Origin of the sequence: Streptomyces sp. NPDC060205, assembly GCF_042728395.1 — a bacterium.
Classification (GTDB): domain Bacteria; phylum Actinomycetota; class Actinomycetes; order Streptomycetales; family Streptomycetaceae; genus Streptomyces.
The window spans coordinates 1-16,124 of record NZ_JBHWZP010000077.1 but is presented as its reverse complement, the minus strand read 5'-3'; the positions used below and the strand labels follow the sequence as shown (position 1 = coordinate 16,124).

Annotated in this window: 16 protein-coding genes; 12 read left to right on the top strand and 4 right to left on the bottom strand. The window is 73.2% G+C overall.

Going from position 1 to position 16,124, the window contains the following annotated elements:
* Window positions 1-144 precede the first annotated feature (144 nt).
* Complete coding sequence (locus tag ACFWGJ_RS16250) at window positions 145-735, bottom strand: MarR family winged helix-turn-helix transcriptional regulator (protein ID WP_387324511.1); 591 nt, start codon at window positions 733-735, stop codon at window positions 145-147.
* Window positions 732-2,447, bottom strand: coding sequence for an FUSC family protein (locus tag ACFWGJ_RS16245; protein ID WP_387324508.1), 1,716 nt, complete (start codon window positions 2,445-2,447; stop codon window positions 732-734). Before ACFWGJ_RS16245 ends, ACFWGJ_RS16250 begins: the two co-directional genes overlap by 4 nt.
* 205 nt (window positions 2,448-2,652) lie before the next feature.
* Here ACFWGJ_RS16245 and ACFWGJ_RS16240 point away from each other — a divergent pair, with 205 nt between their 5' ends.
* The 6 genes from ACFWGJ_RS16240 to nhaA all read left to right on the top strand — a co-directional run bounded on the left by ACFWGJ_RS16240 (window position 2,653) and on the right by nhaA (window position 9,324).
* Window positions 2,653-3,192, top strand: a complete 540-nt coding sequence (locus ACFWGJ_RS16240; RefSeq protein WP_387324506.1) for a DUF5134 domain-containing protein — start codon at window positions 2,653-2,655, stop codon at window positions 3,190-3,192.
* A 129-nt stretch (window positions 3,193-3,321) separates the two neighbouring features.
* Window positions 3,322-4,254 carry a M56 family metallopeptidase gene (locus ACFWGJ_RS16235; RefSeq protein WP_387324505.1) on the top strand — a complete coding sequence of 311 codons (933 nt, stop codon included), beginning with the start codon at window positions 3,322-3,324 and terminating at the stop codon, window positions 4,252-4,254.
* A 67-nt stretch (window positions 4,255-4,321) separates the two neighbouring features.
* On the top strand, window positions 4,322-5,005 hold the full coding sequence (locus ACFWGJ_RS16230; protein ID WP_387324502.1) for a phosphatase PAP2 family protein: 684 nt from the start codon (window positions 4,322-4,324) through the stop codon (window positions 5,003-5,005).
* A 66-nt stretch (window positions 5,006-5,071) separates the two neighbouring features.
* Window positions 5,072-5,860 (top strand): SAM-dependent methyltransferase, encoded by a 789-nt coding sequence (locus ACFWGJ_RS16225; protein ID WP_387324500.1) that lies wholly within the window; start codon window positions 5,072-5,074, stop codon window positions 5,858-5,860.
* Between the two features lie 191 nt (window positions 5,861-6,051).
* Window positions 6,052-7,362 (top strand): SGNH/GDSL hydrolase family protein, encoded by a 1,311-nt coding sequence (locus tag ACFWGJ_RS16220; protein WP_387324497.1) that lies wholly within the window; start codon window positions 6,052-6,054, stop codon window positions 7,360-7,362.
* 63 nt (window positions 7,363-7,425) lie between these two features.
* Window positions 7,426-9,324 carry a Na+/H+ antiporter NhaA gene (nhaA, locus tag ACFWGJ_RS16215; protein ID WP_387324560.1) on the top strand — a complete coding sequence of 633 codons (1,899 nt, stop codon included), beginning with the start codon at window positions 7,426-7,428 and terminating at the stop codon, window positions 9,322-9,324.
* Between the two features lie 21 nt (window positions 9,325-9,345).
* On the opposite strand, the gene ACFWGJ_RS16210 is transcribed toward nhaA, so the two are convergent.
* Both ACFWGJ_RS16210 and ACFWGJ_RS16205 read right to left on the bottom strand, forming a co-directional pair.
* Window positions 9,346-9,879, bottom strand: a complete 534-nt coding sequence (locus tag ACFWGJ_RS16210) for a TetR/AcrR family transcriptional regulator (protein WP_387324558.1) — start codon at window positions 9,877-9,879, stop codon at window positions 9,346-9,348.
* Window positions 9,880-9,901: 22 nt separating this feature from the next.
* On the bottom strand, window positions 9,902-10,738 hold the full coding sequence (locus tag ACFWGJ_RS16205; RefSeq protein ID WP_387324495.1) for an alpha/beta fold hydrolase: 837 nt from the start codon (window positions 10,736-10,738) through the stop codon (window positions 9,902-9,904).
* A gap of 309 nt (window positions 10,739-11,047) precedes the next feature.
* Here ACFWGJ_RS16205 and ACFWGJ_RS16200 point away from each other — a divergent pair, with 309 nt between their 5' ends.
* The 6 genes from ACFWGJ_RS16200 to ACFWGJ_RS16175 all read left to right on the top strand — a co-directional run bounded on the left by ACFWGJ_RS16200 (window position 11,048) and on the right by ACFWGJ_RS16175 (window position 16,082).
* Window positions 11,048-11,824, top strand: a complete 777-nt coding sequence (locus ACFWGJ_RS16200; protein WP_387324493.1) for a hypothetical protein — start codon at window positions 11,048-11,050, stop codon at window positions 11,822-11,824.
* A 283-nt stretch (window positions 11,825-12,107) separates the two neighbouring features.
* Entirely contained in the window at window positions 12,108-13,049 is a 942-nt protein-coding gene (locus tag ACFWGJ_RS16195; protein ID WP_387324491.1) for a pseudouridine-5'-phosphate glycosidase, read from the top strand.
* Window positions 13,046-13,798: an HAD family hydrolase gene (locus ACFWGJ_RS16190; protein ID WP_387324490.1), complete on the top strand. Its 753-nt coding sequence runs from the start codon at window positions 13,046-13,048 to the stop codon at window positions 13,796-13,798. The genes ACFWGJ_RS16195 and ACFWGJ_RS16190 overlap by 4 nt, the downstream gene beginning before the upstream one ends.
* On the top strand, window positions 13,795-15,291 hold the full coding sequence (locus ACFWGJ_RS16185) for an MFS transporter (RefSeq protein WP_387324488.1): 1,497 nt from the start codon (window positions 13,795-13,797) through the stop codon (window positions 15,289-15,291). The genes ACFWGJ_RS16190 and ACFWGJ_RS16185 overlap by 4 nt, the downstream gene beginning before the upstream one ends.
* Entirely contained in the window at window positions 15,288-15,773 is a 486-nt protein-coding gene (locus tag ACFWGJ_RS16180) for a cupin domain-containing protein (RefSeq protein ID WP_387324486.1), read from the top strand. The genes ACFWGJ_RS16185 and ACFWGJ_RS16180 overlap by 4 nt, the downstream gene beginning before the upstream one ends.
* Before the next feature lie 57 nt (window positions 15,774-15,830).
* Window positions 15,831-16,082, top strand: a complete 252-nt coding sequence (locus ACFWGJ_RS16175) for a 4-oxalocrotonate tautomerase family protein (RefSeq protein WP_387324483.1) — start codon at window positions 15,831-15,833, stop codon at window positions 16,080-16,082.
* Window positions 16,083-16,124 lie beyond the last annotated feature (42 nt).

Here is a 16,124-nt window from a genome sequence, read left to right as displayed (position 1 = left end):
GCGCCCCTCAGGGGCGCGGGGAACTGCGCGGCCAGCCCCCACCGGGCGGCACTTCGACACGTGCCCGATCCCGCCGCGGCCGGGCGGGCAGGCTTGGCGCGCCGTTCCCGTGTCCCTGGAAGGGGGCCCTCAAGGGGGCCCGGATCAGGTGCGTGGGGTGTTCAGGCGGCCCTCCAGTTGGATCAGGAGCGCGCCGAGGAGGGTCGCGAGTTCGCGCTGGCCGGTGCCGTCCAGGCCGGAGAGGACCGTCGTCTCGTAGGCGAGTTGTTCGGGGAGGATGCCGTCGACCAGGGCGCGGCCGGTGTCCGTGAGGCGGACGTGGGCGACGCGGCGGTCGCGGGCGTCCCCGCGCCGTTCGACGAGACCCCGCTCGGTCAGCTGCTTGAGCCGTTTGGTGACGGCCGCGCCGGAGGAGAAGGTCTCCCGGGCCAGCTCGCCCGGTGTCAGTTCGAGGCCCGTGCGGCGCAGCGCGCCGAGGAGGTCGAACTCGGGGCGGGTGAGCCCGGCGTGCCGCAGCGGCGCGTCCTCGGCCTGCTGCAGGAGCGCGGCACACCGGTTGATACGGCCGATGACCTCCATGGGTCCCGTGTCGAGGTCGGGATGGACCGTCCGCCACTGCCGGACCACCGCGGCGACCGTGTCGCCCCCGGCCGGCCGCCCCGCCCCGGCGCCCTCGTGGGGCCCGCCACCGGCGGCATCGGCGCCGACCGCCCTCCGACCGTTCGCTGCCGTCATGCTTCTGCGTCCTCCAGAACGTGCGGTCCCTGCCGTCGTACCGTCGCCGCGAGCGTACGGTGTCCGGCCTGCTCCGCCAGCATCACCCGCTCCTGCGGCAGGGCGCGCTGCCACCATTCGCCGGCCGCCGCGTCCGCCGTGGCGCGCAGCTCGACGAGCGCGGCGGCCAGCCGCCGGCGGGCGGCCTCCAGCGCGCCGGCGCCGGGGCCCGGCCGCTCGGCGGCGATCAGCCGTGCCGCGTGCTCGCGGGCACGTTCCATGGTGTCGAGAGCGTCCTCGATACGGTCACCGGCGCGCCGGTTGGTGACGGCGACCGCGGCCACGAAACCGACGGCCGCGCCGACGAGCGTGTCCACGACCCGGTCCGTCATCAGCGCGCCGGGCTCCTGGAAGCCCGTGAACTCGGTGATCAGCAGGGCCATCGGGGTCACGCAGATGCTGCCGAGCCAGTAGTTGCGGGTGATCAGTGCCTCCGCGCCGAAGTTGAAGGCGAGGCAGCACAGGACCAGCGCGGTGGGGCCGAGGTGGGCGAGCGGGGCGACGGCCGCGAAGAGGAGGACGCCGACGAGGTTGCCGACGACGCGCTGGACGCCCCGGCTCCAGGTCAGTGTGAGGTTCGCCTGATAGAGCGAGGCCGCGGTGACCAGGGCCCAGTAGGGGCGGCCGACGCCGAGCGCCAGGGACACGTAACCGGCGAGGGCGCAGCCGAGCGCGGTGCGCAGGGCGAGCGGGAGGAGGGGGCGCAACCTGCCGGGCCATGTCCACCGCCTGCTCCCGCTCTTTCCGGCAGCCGGTCCGGCCTCCAGCAGTTCGATCTCCACGCCGAGCAGTTCGTCGGCGTCCTGTCCAGGTGCCAGGCGGGGTACGGGGTTCGTGCCGCGCAGGTCGCGCGCCCAGGTGCGCAGCAGGGCGGGGTCCGTGTCGGCGGGGGCCGCGAGGGCGACCTCGGCCCGCACGACGAGCCGTTCGAGGGCGCGGCGGGGCTCCGGGCGCGCGCCGGTGGCGAGCAGCGACTGCCAGGCGGCGTGCACGGCGGCGGAAGCGGCGGCCCGGGCGCGCTCGTGGCCCGTCTCGCCGCGCGCGCCGGAGGCGGACACCGGCTCGTACGCCTCCACGTACCCGGCCGCCGCGTTCAGCGCGCGGGCCGTGGCCCGGCGCTCGGGGCCGTGCGGGCGCAGGAGGCCGGGCGCCATGCCGACGAGCCAGGCCCAGGCGCCGGCCACGGCGGCGAGGCCGAGATGGCCGGGGACCTGGCCGAGCGTCTGGGGCGCGAAGAGGGAGGCGGAGCTGATGAAGGTGAAGATCACCGGTCCGGGCGGGCCGATCCGTGTCAGGTCGCTCACCGCCTTGTGCGCGGCGGCGAGCAGCGCGCCGACCGCGACCAGGACCGCGGCGGAGGACGTGAGCGACGCCGTGACCAGGGCTGTCGCGACCGAGGCGAGCATGCCGAGGACGACCCAGGCGAGGGCACGGCTGCGGGCCGCGTACGGCAGGTTGTGCGCGTAGAGCGCGCAGAGCGAGCCGGCCATGGAGTACAGGGCGAGGTCCAGGCGGCCGAGCGCCAGCAGTGTCAGGTTCGGCACCCCGACGGCGACGACCACGCTCAGCGCGGGCTTGAACCAGATGTCGGAGGGCCGGTTGAGGCGCAGGACGCCCGCGAGGGGCAGTCGGCGGACGGGGGCGGCGCGGTGGCGGGGGCGGACACTGCTCATACCCATAAGGCTAGCAGGTGTTTTACTCGTAAAACATCGCAAGGATATGCGGGCTGCCGGAGCTCCGGCGACCTGCCGCGCACGCCCCGCACGCTCCCCCTGTACGCCGTTGCGCCCGCTTGCCTCCGCTTGTGCCCCGCCCGGCCGGGGCATCACTTCGACCGGACTGTCCGAACACCGTCGAGGTCGAGCGGGGAGGTGCGCGGTGCACGGACCGGGGGCGGGACCGTCCGGCTGGCTGCTCGTCGCGCTGTGCACGGCGACCGGGGCCTACTGCCTGCTGCGGATGCGCAGCAGGGTCGAGGAGCAGCGCCGTACCGCGGGCGGCGAGGCGCTGATGGGATTCGGCATGGCCGCGATGGCGGTGCCCGCGGCGGTGCTCGCGCCACCGCGCTGGGCCTGGACCGTCTACGCGGCCGTGTTCGGCGTGGCCGCACTGCGTGCCCTGTGGGCGGCGCGCAGCAGTGCCCACCATCTGCACCACCTGGTGGGCGCCTTCGCCATGGTCTACATGGCGGCGATGATGGCCGGCGGAGCGCACTCGGGGATTCCCGTGCTGACCGGCGTGCTGCTCGTCTACTTCACCGCGTACGTGCTGTGGACCGGGACACGGCTCATACCGGTCGCGGCCGGCGGACCGGCGGGAGGTCTCCGCGCGCCCGGCTGGGGCGACCGGCTGGAGCTGGCGCGGGCCTGCCGGCTCTCCATGGGCATAGGGATGCTGGCGATGCTCCTCACCCTCTGAGGGCACCGGCCGGGGACACGGCCCGAGGGCACTCTCTGAGGGGATTCGCGACCGTACGCAACCGTGGTCTGCGTCACTTGCCGCGATCAGTCGTATCCGGCGGCGCCGCCGCGCTCATAGGCTGCGCCCATGATGGTCCCCGCGGCACTGTTGCTGCTCGGCGCCCTGGCCGCCGTCCTCGCTCCGCGCCTGCTCGCGCGGGCGCGGTGGCAGGACCGCGAACCGGTGGTCGCCCTGTGGGCGTGGCAGTGCGTGGTGGTGGCCGTCCTGCTCTGCTGCGCGCTGTCGATGGCGCTCAGCGCGGCCGCCGCCTGGCAGGCGGTGCGCGGCCGGCTCTTCGCCCCCGCCCCGCACGCCGTGGTGGAGGCCTACGCGCTCGCCGGAGGGCCCTGGGCCGCGGCGACCGCGGTGACGCTGGCGCTCGGCGGGGTGTGGACCGCGGCCATGCTGGCCCGGGAGATCGGCCGGGCCGCGGCCCGCCGCCGTCGCCGCCGCGCCGAACTCGTCGTACGCGCACCGCTGTTGCCCGGTGAGGAGCCGGGCGGTGAGCGGCTGGTCGTCCTGGAGGGGGAGCGTCCCGATGCCTGGTGGCTGCCTGGCGCCGCGCCCCAACTGGTCGTCACCACCGCCGCGTTGCGTCGCCTCAAGGGGCAGCAGCTGGACGCCGTGCTCGCCCACGAGCAGGGTCACGCGCGCGCCCGGCACAACTGGCTGCTGCACTCCTCGGCGGCGCTGGCGGGCGGGTTTCCGCAGGTCCCGGTGTTCGCGGCGTTCCGCGACGAGATGCACCGGCTGGTGGAACTGGCCGCCGACGACATGGCCTCACGCCGGTTCGGCCGGCTGACGACCGCCCTTGCGCTGGTGGAACTCAACGAGGACCGCGGTGTGTTCGGCCCCTGTCCGACGCCGCAGGCGCATGTTCCGCTGCGGGTCCACCGGCTGCTCACTCCCCCGGACCGCCTGCCGCCCACCCGCCGGCTGAGGCTCACCGCGGCGGCGGCGCTGGTGCCGGTGATCCCGGTCCTGGTGGCCTTCGGGCCGGGGCTGCGGGCGCTCGGGTGAACGGAAGCAGGACGCGCGGGAAACCCCGGGTTCGCCTCGGACCCCACCCGTCGGCGAGGATCGGCGTATGCACTCTCCCGTCGACTCGCCGCCCCACGCGACCGGCCCCGGGATCGCCCTGCGCGTTGCCATGGCTCTCGCTCTGCCCACCGTGCTGCTGATCGCCCTGGTCACGGCCTCCTGGGACCCGCTCATGGCCCTCGACGGCGACATCGCCCGCACCACCCACCGCTGGGCGGTCGACGACCCCGACCTGACCCAGGCGTTCCGCATCCTCACCGACTGGGTGTGGGACCCCTGGACGATGCGGGCCCTGATCGCCGTCACCGTGCTGTGGCTGGTGCTGCACCACGGCGCGTGGTGGCTCGCCCTGTGGCTGACGGCCACCCTCCTGGTCGCCGGGCTCCTCTCGCAGGGGATCAAGGCGGCGGTCGACCGCGACCGCCCCGTCTGGCCCGACCCGGTGGACTCCGCCCACTTCGCCGCCTTCCCCTCCGGGCACGCCATGACCGCCATGGTGGCGTGCGGCCTGCTGCTGTGGGTCCTGCGGCTGTACGGCGCCGGGCGCGTCCTGTGGCGTAGCGCCGCGGCCGTGGCGGTGGTGTCCGTCGCCGGTGTGGGGTTCACGCGGATCTGGCTGGGCGTGCACTGGTCGACGGACGTGCTCGGCGGCTGGCTCCTGGGCGCGCTGGCGGTGGCCCTGGCGGTGGTCTCGTACGCCCGGTGCTTCCCTGACGCGCGAAGCACATGATGTACTCCCCTTACGTGATCGAATAGTTGATCCAACCCGTTCATTGGCACGATGGAGTTGCTTGTCATGTCGACCGGCCCACAGCGGTTCTCGCAGATCGTTACCGACAAGGCGCATCCCGCGCGGGTCTATGACTGGCTGCTGGGCGGCAAGGACAACTATCCGGTCGACGAGGCGGTGGGCGAGAAGCTGCCGCCCGAGGCGAAGGACGCGGCCCGCCAGAACCGGCAGTTCATGCACCGGGCGGCGGCCTGGCTCGCCACCCAGGGCGTCGACCAGTTCCTGGACATCGGTACGGGCATCCCCACCGAGCCCAACCTCCACCAGATCGTCCAGGAGATCGTGCCGACGGCGAAGGTCGTCTACACCGACAACGACCCGATCGTGCTGCGTCACGCCGAGGCGCTGCTCGTCAGCCGTCCCGGCGGGGTCACCGACTACATCGAGGCCGATGTGCGGCAGCCGGAGGCGATCGTCGAACACGCCCGGCGCGTCCTGGACTTCAGCCGTCCCGTCGCGCTGTCGCTGATCGCGCTGATGCACTTCATCCCCGACGAGCAGGACGCCCACTCCATCGTCCGCGACCTGGTCGCCACGCTGCCGTCGGGCAGCTATCTGGTGCTGTCGCACGCCGCCTCCGACCTGTATCCGGAGCTGGCCGCGCAGGTCACCGCCGAGTACGCCAAGGGCGGTATCCAGCTCGGCTTCCGTACCCGCGCGGAGGTGGAGCGCTTCTTCGACGGCCTCGAACTCGTGGCGCCGGGCCTGGTGACGGCGACGGAGTGGGACGCCTCGGGCAAGGTGCAGGACGCCGAGGGCAGCGGCATCTACACGGGTGTGGCCCGCGTCTCCTGACCGCCGGGCCTCCGGCACGGGCGGTCGGCAGGAACCGGGTGGGACGGCAACTCCCGTCCCTGACCCGGTAATTGACACCGGCCGTCACGTCTGACGCAGGGACCCCACGGGCAGGCCATACGGGAACGAGCCGCCGTGGTCCCGGTGGTCGCGCCTGCGCGCCGGGACCGTACGTCACCGAAGGGACCCCCATGCCCCCTTTCCGTACGCCCTCCTTGCGCCGTGCCGCACTGGCCCTGACCCTGACGCTCCTGGCGTCGGGGTCGGCGGTCTCCGCGACCACGGCCGCCACCGCGACCGCCAGTCCCGCAGCGGCCACGGCATCGGCCGGACGCGCCTGGTTCACCTCCTGGGCGCAGTCGCAGCAGGAACTCGCCCCGACTCCCCTGCGTGATCAGTCCGTTCGCATGATCACCCATCTCGCCCAGGGCGGCGGGGCGCTGCGGATCCGCATACAGAACACCTTCGGCACGGCCCCGCTCACCGTGGACGCCGCCACCGTCGGGCACAGCGACGGCCAGGGCCCGGCCGTCGAGGGCGACGTCCTCGCCGTCACCTTCGACGGGCGCCGCGAGGTCGTCGTACCGGCCGGCGGCGAGGTGTGGAGCGACGCGGCGGCGCTGAGGACCGATGCGCAGGACGACGTCGCGGTCTCCCTGTCCGTGTCCGGCACGGTCACGCCCGGACGGCACACCAGCGCCTTCCGCTCCAACTACCTGACCGCGCCCGGCTCCGGCGACCGCACGGCCGAGGCGAGCGGCTCCGCGTACACGCAGACCGTCGGCTCCACGTACCTGGTCAGCGCCGTCGACGTGCACAACCCGAAGCTCAGGGGAACGATCGTCGCGTACGGCAGCTCGGTGGTCGACGGGACCGGCAGCACCGACTGCGGGCCCGGTTGCACGCCCGAGGGAACCGATCACCGCTGGACGGACGACCTCGCCCGCCGCATCACCGCCGAACTCCCCCGCACCCGGCAGCTCGCGGTCGCCAACGCGGGTATCGGCGGCACGACCAGTTCCGCCGACTGCCCGCGCAATCCCGCCGGTATCCGGGGGCTCGACGCGGTGTCCCGGCTGGAGCGGGACGTGCTCGCCCTGCACGGGGTGACCGGGGTCCTCTACTACTACGGCACGAACGACCTCGCCAACGGCTGCGACGCCGAGCTGATCCTGCGCAGCTACGACGAGGTGTTCCAGCGGCTGCGGGCCGCCGGGATCAAGGTCTTCGTCACTCCGATCACCCCGCGTCCCGGCTACACGGACCGGAACAACCTCGACCGCCACGCCGTCGGCACCCACGTCAAGAAGGGGAACACCTGCGACGGCACGTGCGACGGCGTGACGGACTTCGACCAGGTCCTCAAGGACCCGCTGAAGCCCAACAGCATCAACCCGGCGTACGACACCGGCGACGGGATCCACGCCAACATCGCGGGCCAGCGGGCGCTCGCCGACTACGTCTCGCTGCCGATGCTCGTGTCGTCGACCGGACGCCGCTGACGTCACCGCCCGCGCCCCCGTCGGGTGCCGGATCATGAGTGGGGTCAGAATCAAGGGGTGACCGTGCCATCCGAGACACCACCGCCGCCCCTGCAGACCCTGTGCGGCACCGCCCCCCGCAGCCCTCTGCGCGCCTTCCTGCGGACGGAGACCGGCAGTGCCGCGTTCCTGCTGGCGGGCGCGCTCGCCGCACTCGTCTGGGCCAACGTGGGCGCCGGTTCGTACGACTCCCTGTGGGAGACCGAGTTGTCGGTCCGCGTCGGCTCGGGCGGTGTCTCCCTGGAGCTGCGCGAGTGGCTGAACAGCGGGCTGATGACGCTGTTCTTCTTCGTGGTCGGTCTGGAGGCGCGCCGCGAGTTCGACATGGGCGAGCTGCGGGAGCGGCGGCGGATCACCCTGCCGCTGCTCGCCGGGCTCAGCGGCATGCTCGTACCCGTCGCGATCTATCTGGCGGTCAACGCGGGCGAGGACACCGTGCACGGCTGGGGCGCGGCCATGTCCACGGACACGGCCTTCGCGCTGGGCATGCTCGCCGTCTTCGGGAACCGGCTGCCCGGCGGCCTGCGGGTCTTCATCCTCACCGTCGCCGTCGTCGACGACTTCCTGGCCCTGGCCGTCATCGCCTTCGCGTACAGCGGAGCCATCGCCTGGCCCGCGCTGCTGACCGCGTTCGGCCTGTTCGCGGTCGTGCTGCTGGTGCGCCGCACCCTCGGCATGCGCGTCCCGTCCCTGTACGCGGTCCTGGGCGTGGCCATCTGGGTGGCGCTGCTGAAGTCGGGGGTGGACCCGGTGGTGACCGGCCTCGCGATGGGACTGCTGACGTACGCCCGCCCGGCGGAGCGCGGTGACCTGGAACAGGCCAGCAGGCAGTTCCGGCGCTTCCGCGAGCAGCCGACCGCCGAACTGGAGCGCACCGTACGGCGCCAGATCGCCTCGACGCTCTCCCCCAACGACCGGCTCCAGCGCATGCTCCACCCCTGGACGAGCTATGTGATCGTGCCGCTGTTCGCCCTCGCCAACGCCGGGATCACCCTCAGCGCCGACCAGCTGACCGGCGCGTTCACCTCCCCGGTCACCCTCGGCATCCTTCTCGGCTATGTGCTCGGCAAGCCGGTCGGCATCATCGGCGCGACCTGGCTCACCACGCGGCTCAGCAAGGGGCGCCTGCATCCGCCGGTCGGCTGGGGCGCCATCTCGGCGGGCGGCACCCTGGCCGGGGTGGGCTTCACGGTGTCCCTGCTGATCGCCACGCTCGCCTTCGACGGCGACCGGCTGGAGCAGGCCAAGATCGGCATCCTCGGCGCCGTACTCTGCTCGTTCCTGCTCGCCTGGCTGGTCACCGCGGTCACCGGCGCCCTGTCCGCGCCGTCCCGGGCCCGCGCCCTGCTGGGCACGGGGCAGACCATCGTCGACCTCAGCGAGCCCGTCGACATGGACCGCGACCACGTGCGCGGCCCCCGGGACGCGCCCGTGACGCTCCTGGAGTACGGGGACTTCGAGTGCCCCTACTGCGGGCTGGCCGAGCCGGTGGTGCGCGAACTGCTCGCCGACTTCGGCGACGTACGGTACGTGTGGCGGCACCTGCCGCTCCCGGACGTGCACCCGGGTGCGCAGCTCGCGGCCGAGGCCGCCGAGGCCGCCGACCGGCAGGGCAGCTACTGGGAGATGCACGAGCAGCTGATGCGGCATCAAGGGGATCTGCTGCCGAAGGACCTGCTGCGCTACGCCGAGGAGATCGGCCTCGACACCGACCGCTTCCGCGCCGACCTGCGGGCCGGTACGGGCGCCGCCAGGGTCGCCGCGGACGTGGAGTCCGCCGACCTCAGCGGGGTGTCGGGCACACCCACGTTCTTCGTCAACGGCCGCCGTCACCACGGTGCCTACGACATCGCCGCGCTGTCCGCGGCGGTGCGCGCCGCACGGCAGCGGGCCTCGCTCAGCGGGACGGGCCGGACGAACTGACCCGCAGGCGACGCCGCGCGTTCAGACCGCGCGCAGGCCCCGGTCGGCGAAGGCGATCAGCCATTCGAAGCTCTCGTCGATGTCGGCGCTCCACTGGAAGCCGTCGGCCGCCTGCAGGGTGGCGAACCCGTGGCACAGGCTGCGGAGCATGCGCAGGGCGTGGTCCATGTCGGACTCCGCGATCTCGTAGCCGCGCAGGACCGCCTTGAACGCGCCGAGCAGCCGCCGGCCCGCGACGGCCATCGGATCGTCCCGGTCGGTCGGTTCCACGCCGATCGTCGCCGCGTACCGGCCGGGATGGTCCAGGACGAAGGCGCGGAAGGCCCGGGCGGCGGCCGCCAGGGCGTCGCGGCCCGCGTACCCCTGGACCGCGCCGCCGACGGCGTCGGCGGCCTCGCTCATCGCCAGCGCCGCGATACGCCGGTTGAGGTCCTCCTGACCGCCCACGTGCTTGTACAGGGACGGGGTGCGCACGCCCACCCGTTCGGCCAGCAGGCCCATCGTGAGGTGGGCGAAACCCACCTCGTCGGCGAGGGCGGCGCCGGCCGCGACCACGGCCGCCGGGTCCAGTCCTGCCCTAGGCACGGGCGGCGTCCGTCCGCAGGAAGTCGAGCATGAGAGAAAGCACCTCGTCGGGGAACTGGTCGTGGGGGTAGTGTCCGGCGCCCTCGATCATCTCAAGGCGGCCGAGGCCGGCCGGCAGGTCACCGACGATCGCCGAACCCTCGGCGTGCGGGTCGACCCAGTCGGGGTCGAGGGTGCCCATCACCACCAGGACCGGGCAGCGGACGTTGCCGAGCTGCGCGCCCGCGTCGGTCGGGGCGCTGCGGCCCATGGCCTGCATGGCCTTCATCCGGCCCGGCTCGCGCACCAGGGAGTCGATACGGCCGAGCCGCTCGGCCCAGTGGGCGGGCTTCGTGCCGGGGTAGGCCACGTCGAGGTAGGCGCGCCACTGGCCGACGCTGCCGAACACGCCGGTGCCGAGCAGCCGGAACATGCCCTGCCGGTAGCGCTTGAGGCGCATGCCGCCGAGGCTGATCGACTGCTTGCGGGTGAACGGCGCCAGCTCGACGACCGCGGTGACCAGCGAGGGCTCCTGCGCCGCGGCGATGGTGGCGGCGCCGCCGGAGATCGAGTGGCCGACGAGCACGGCCGGGCCGCCGAGGTGGCGGATCAGGGCGAGCAGGTCGCCGGCGATGGCGGTGCGGCTCCAGGCGGGCCAGTCGGTACTGGATTCGCCGCAGCCGCGCAGGTCGACGGCGGCGACGCGGTGGCCCGCCGCCACCAGCTGCGGGATCAGGGCGCGGTAGGCGGCGCGGCTGTCGCCCATGCCGTGCGCGAGGACGATCAGCGGGCCGGACCCCGCCACCTCGTAAGCGATCGTTCCACCGTCGACGGCGAGGTACTCGGTCATGACATCTCCCAGGTCGAGTGGGCGGGCTGGTGCCGCCACCCCGTTGGCTAATGTTGTTAGCTAAAAGCTAATTGCGTTAGCCGAACCTGTCAAGGGCGGACGCGACGGGGCGTGTTCGACGACGGAAGGCTGCGAGACGGCGAGGCGGAGGGCCGCCCGGTTGCGAGCGACCGGCCGAAGCCGCGGCCGGCTCGGACAAAACTTTTCCTCTTTGAACCAATCCGTCCACCACTGTGGCAACGGATCACTTCCGCAGGCCGACGACTCATGGCTCACACACGAACCACAGCACGGTGAAAGGGCAGTTGCATGACAGGCAACGCGGGCGGGGAAGGGCACATACGCCCGGAGCACGGTACGGACGTCATGGACCGCGGCGCGGAAAGCCGGTCCGACGCGGTGGATTGCGACGCGGTGGATTCCGACGCGGCGGGGTCCCACGCGGCGGGTTCCGAGCCGGGGCGGTCCCACTCAGCCGACGGTGCTCCGATATTCGTCGATCCCAGCGGCCGGCGGGCCGGCCGGATGCGCCGGATGGGCTGGCTCGTGGCAGCCGGATGCGTGTGCTCCGCCGCCACCCTCGGCGTCGCGATCGCCGACAACAACTCGACGGCGCCGTGGCTCCAGATTCCCGGCGTGCTCGGCGGCGACAGCCAGAACCGGAGCGTGGACGAGGCGCAGCGGTCGGCACGGCCGGAGTCCGGCACCCCGACCGCCGGCAGCCCCTCGTCCACCGCCGCGGGGTCGCCCGTCCGGCAGCCGTCCGGGGACACGGTCCCGCAGGTGATGGGCGGTTCGCCGTCCGAGGAGAAGGGCTCGAACACCGCGGATGGCGAGCCGACCGAGGCCGGCCCGACCTCGAAGGCGGGCAACGCGGGGGCGGTACCGGCCGACGAGGAGGAGGCGGTCGCCACGCAGCCCGGCCGGACGACGTCCCCCGACCCGGCCCAGGAGCCGACCACCGCTCCCGGTCAGGACGACTCCACCGCCCCCGACGCGTCGGCCGAGCCCTCGCCGACCGAGACGTCCTCCGGCGGTCTCCTCGACGGCATCGGGGACCTCGTCACCGGCCTGTTCGGCAAGTGACGTAACGCTCCGCGCGGTAGGGCGCGCGGTCCAAGGCGCCGCCCGCCCGTGCGTGGGAGGCGCGTGGTCCAGGCGCTGCCCGCCCGCGGGTGGGGGCCGGTGGCGAGGGTGCCCCCGGCGTGACCGGCTCCGGGATCGCGCCGGCCGGCAGCGAGGTGGGAACGGAACGGGAACGGGGTCCGGGACAGTCGGGGTGACTCGGAGGGCGGCACGCTCCGGCGCCACCCGGGTCGTACGCACCGACCCCCGACCGCTGTACGACGAACCGTTCAGGAGACCCCTCGTGCACCCATTGCTGCGTACAAGTGAGGAAGTAGGTGACGCGCTGGCCGAGAACCGGCCCGTTGTCGCCCTGGAATCGACGGTGATCGCCCACGGACTGCCCTATCCGGGCAACGTGGAGACCGCGCTCGCCATCGAGAAGGCGGTCCGGGAGTCGGGTGCCGTCCCGGCGACCGTCGGACTGGACGGCGGCCGGTTCACCGTGGGCATGTCCCCCGACGACATGGAGCGCTTCGCGGTAGGCACCGATGTGCCCAAGGTGTCCAGCAGGGACGTCGGTGTCGTACTGGCCGGTGGCGGCCTGGGTGCCACCACGGTGGCCTCGTCGATCGTCGCCGCGGATCTCGCGGGCATCCCGTTCTTCTCGACGGCCGGCATCGGCGGTGTCCACCGCGGTGCGGGCGAGAGCTTCGACATCTCCGCCGACCTCGTGCAGTTCACGCGGAGCAAGGTCGCCGTGGTCTGTGCGGGCGCCAAGAGCATCCTCGACCTGGGCCTGACCCTGGAGTACCTGGAGACGCTCGGCGTGCCGGTGATCGGCTACCGCTTCGACCACTTCCCCGCCTTCTACTGCCGTTCCAGCGGTCTGCGCGTCCCCCAGCGGATCGACGACCCGGGCGACATCGCCCGCGCGGTACGGATGCACTGGGCGGCCGGACTGCCCGGCGGCGCCCTGATCACCGCGCCCATCGACGAGGAACACGCCCTGGACAGCGACCTCATGGAGGGCGTCATCCAGGAGGCGCTGCGCGCCGCCGAGGACGACGGTGTGCGCGGTCCCGCCGCGACCCCGTATCTGATGAAGGCCGTCTCGCGGGCCACGGAGGGCCGTTCCGCCGCCGCCAACCGCGAGGTCCTGATCAGCACCGCCCGGCTCGCCGGGTACCTCGCGGTCGCGTACGCCGCCACCGCCGGGCCGGACGGGCAGGTGGCCGCGGCATGACCACCGCGTTCGTCTTCGACATCGACGGCACCCTCGCCGACACCCCGTCCGCCATCGCCGGACTGATCGCTGACGTGGTGCGCGATCTTGGCGCCGACCCCTCGCACGCGGACGTGCTGGCCACGGTCGGCAAGCCCCTGGAAGCCTCTCTCGCGAGGCTGTTGGGCACGTGCGTCCACGACACCGTGACCGCCGAGGCCGCCGCCCGCTACCGCCGCCGCTTCACCACGGACGTCCTCAGCCGGGGACCTGAGCTGCTGCTGCCGGGCGTGACCGAAGGGCTGGAGCGGCTGCGGTCCGCCGGCCATCCGCTCGGCATCGCCACCTCCAAGATCTACGCCAGTGCCCACGCGCTGCTGGACGCCACCGGCATCCTCAACCGGTTCGACACCGTCGTCTGCCACAACATGGTCGAACGCGGCAAGCCCCACCCCGACATGGCACTGCGGGCCCTGTCCGACCTCCGCGCGCGGGCCTCACGATCCTGGTACGTCGGCGACACCGTCACCGACATGACGATGGCCCGTGCCGCGGGCCTGCGGACCGTGGCGGTCTCCTACGGCGTCGACACCGCCGAGGCGCTCCAGGCCGCAGGCGCCGACCACGTCGTGGCCGACTTCCCCTCGGTGATCGACGTTCTCCTGCACGGAACACCGCTCACCGCCCGCGTCACGGCCCCCGCCCCGACCCGCGTCAGCAGCCGAGCCCTCACCGGGACCAGCCCGGAACCGACCGGAGCCCTGTCATGACCACCGCCCAGACACCCCGGACCTCCACAGAGAACTCCTCCGAGAACTCCTCCGAGCAGTCCGCCCCTTCTCCCTCCCCCACGTCCCCTCCCGCGTCCACCCGGTTCACCGGCCGCATGGTGGCCGCGCTGCTGGCCCTGTCCATCGCCCAGTTCCTGGTGGCACTCGACTACTCGATCATCTACGTGGCACTGCCCAGCATCGGGTCGGGCCTGGGCCTGGCCCCGGAACGGCTCCAGTGGGTCGTGTCGGCGTACGCCGTCTTCTTCGCCAGTTTCCTCGTGGTCGGGGGCCGGGCCGCCGACCTGACCGGGCCGCGCCGGCTCTTCCTCGGCGCGCTGGCCCTGTTCGGTCTGGGCTCGCTCGCGGCCGGACTCGCCGGGGACCAGTGGCTGCTGGTCGCCTCCCGCGCCGCCCAGGGCATCGGCGCCGCCGCCCTGACCCCGGCCATGCTGGCGCTCATCGGTGCCGCGTTCCCGGCAGGTCCCGTCCGTTCCCGGGCGCTCGCGATCTGGGGTGCGATCGGCGCGGTGGGGCTCGCGGCCGGTGTACTGATCGGGGGCGTGCTGACCGCCGCGCTCTCCTGGCGGTGGGTGTTCTTCGTCAACGTGCCGCTCATCGCGGTCACCGTCGTCCTCGCGCTGCGGGTCCTGCCGGCCGGCGCGCGGACCAAGGCCTCGGTCAGGCACCTCAACATCCCCGGCGCCGCCCTGTTCACCGGCGCCGTGCTCTTCCTCGTGGCGGCGCTCACCCAGGCCGCGGTCGACGGCTGGGCCTCCGCGTCCTGCCTCGGCTGCCTGGCCGCGGCCGTCGCACTGGGCACGGCCTGGTCGGCGTACGACCGGCGCCCGGCCGCCACTCCGCTCATCCCGCCGGCCCTGCTGCGGGTGCGCTCACTGGCCGGCGCGAGCGCGATGTCGGCGCTCTACATGGCGAGCGTGGGTGCCGAGTTCTTCCTGATCACGCTGTTCCTCCAGGATGTGTGGGGCTACGGTCCGCTGGGCGCCGGTATCGCCTTCCTGCCCCTGGCGCTGAGCGTGGTGGCGGGCAACCTCGTCACCGGTCAGCTCGCCGGGTCCTGGGGCATCCGCCGCACCCTCGCCACCGGATTCGCGGTCGGCGCGGCGGGCCTCGCCCTGCTCGGCCTCGGGACGGGCGGCTCGGAGTACTGGACCGCCGTACTGCCGGGCCTGCTGATCAGCGGGCTGGGCCAGGGCATGGCCTTCGCGGGGATGTACATCGCGGGCACCAAGGACGTGCCGGACAGCGAACAGGGCACCGCGTCCGCCGTGCTGACGACGACGCAGTACACGGGCGGCGCCATGGGGCTGGCCGTCCTGGTCCTCGTCCTCGGTGACGCGCCCGCCGGCGGGGCGTTCGGCCGGGCGTACGCACTGACCGCCGTCCTCGCCCTGGTGGCCGCCGCAGTGGCACTGCGGACGCTGTCGCCGCGTACGCCGGCCGGCCGGGCGGATGCCGGGAGCGAGCGGTGACGCTCCCCCGGGTGATCGAGCCCGGGGGCGGTCCCACGACCGTCGTCGGCGGCACCCCCGTCTCCTTCCTCGTCACCGGGGACGACACGGCCGGCCGCTTCGGCCTCACCGAACACCGGCTCCCGCCCCGCGCGCCCGGCGCCCCCCTGCACTTCCACCGGGAGCTGACCGAGATGTTCTACGTGGCGAGCGGCGACGTCCTGCTCACGCTGGGCGGGGAGCGGCGTACCGCGGGTCCCGGCACGTTCATGATGGTGCCGCCCGGCACCAGCCACGCGTTCGGCAATCCCGGCGCCGACCCCGCCACCCTGCTGGTGATGTTCACCCCGGACGGCGGCCGGGAGAGGTACTTCCGCGAACTGGGCGACCTGCTGAACTCGTCGCCCGAACCGACCCCCGGGATGCTGGCGGAACTGGCACGCAGATTCGACCAGTTCCCGGCCGCCGAGGGAATCGTCACCCCTGAGGAATCGCCCGGCTGATCCCTACGCATCCTGCGACGAACACGACGAATGAACCCGACGAACAAGGAGAGAACCGTGCCTGTGGTGACCGTGGACTGGTGGAAGGGCAACGACCGACAGAAACGAGCCGATCTCGTGGACGAGTTGACCACGACGGTGGCCCGGATCGCGGGATGCCCGAGAGACGTCGTGACCGTGCTCGTACGCGATGTCGAGCAGGATCACTGGGGCCGTGGAGGCGTCCTCGCCGACACGCCGATCGAGGAGCCGGCGGACCGTGCGCCGGTGCCTCCGGAGGCCGAACCCGCGTTGTCGAGGCGCCCTTGACAAAAAGCGACGCACACGGCCGGTGGCCGACGGCACAAACTT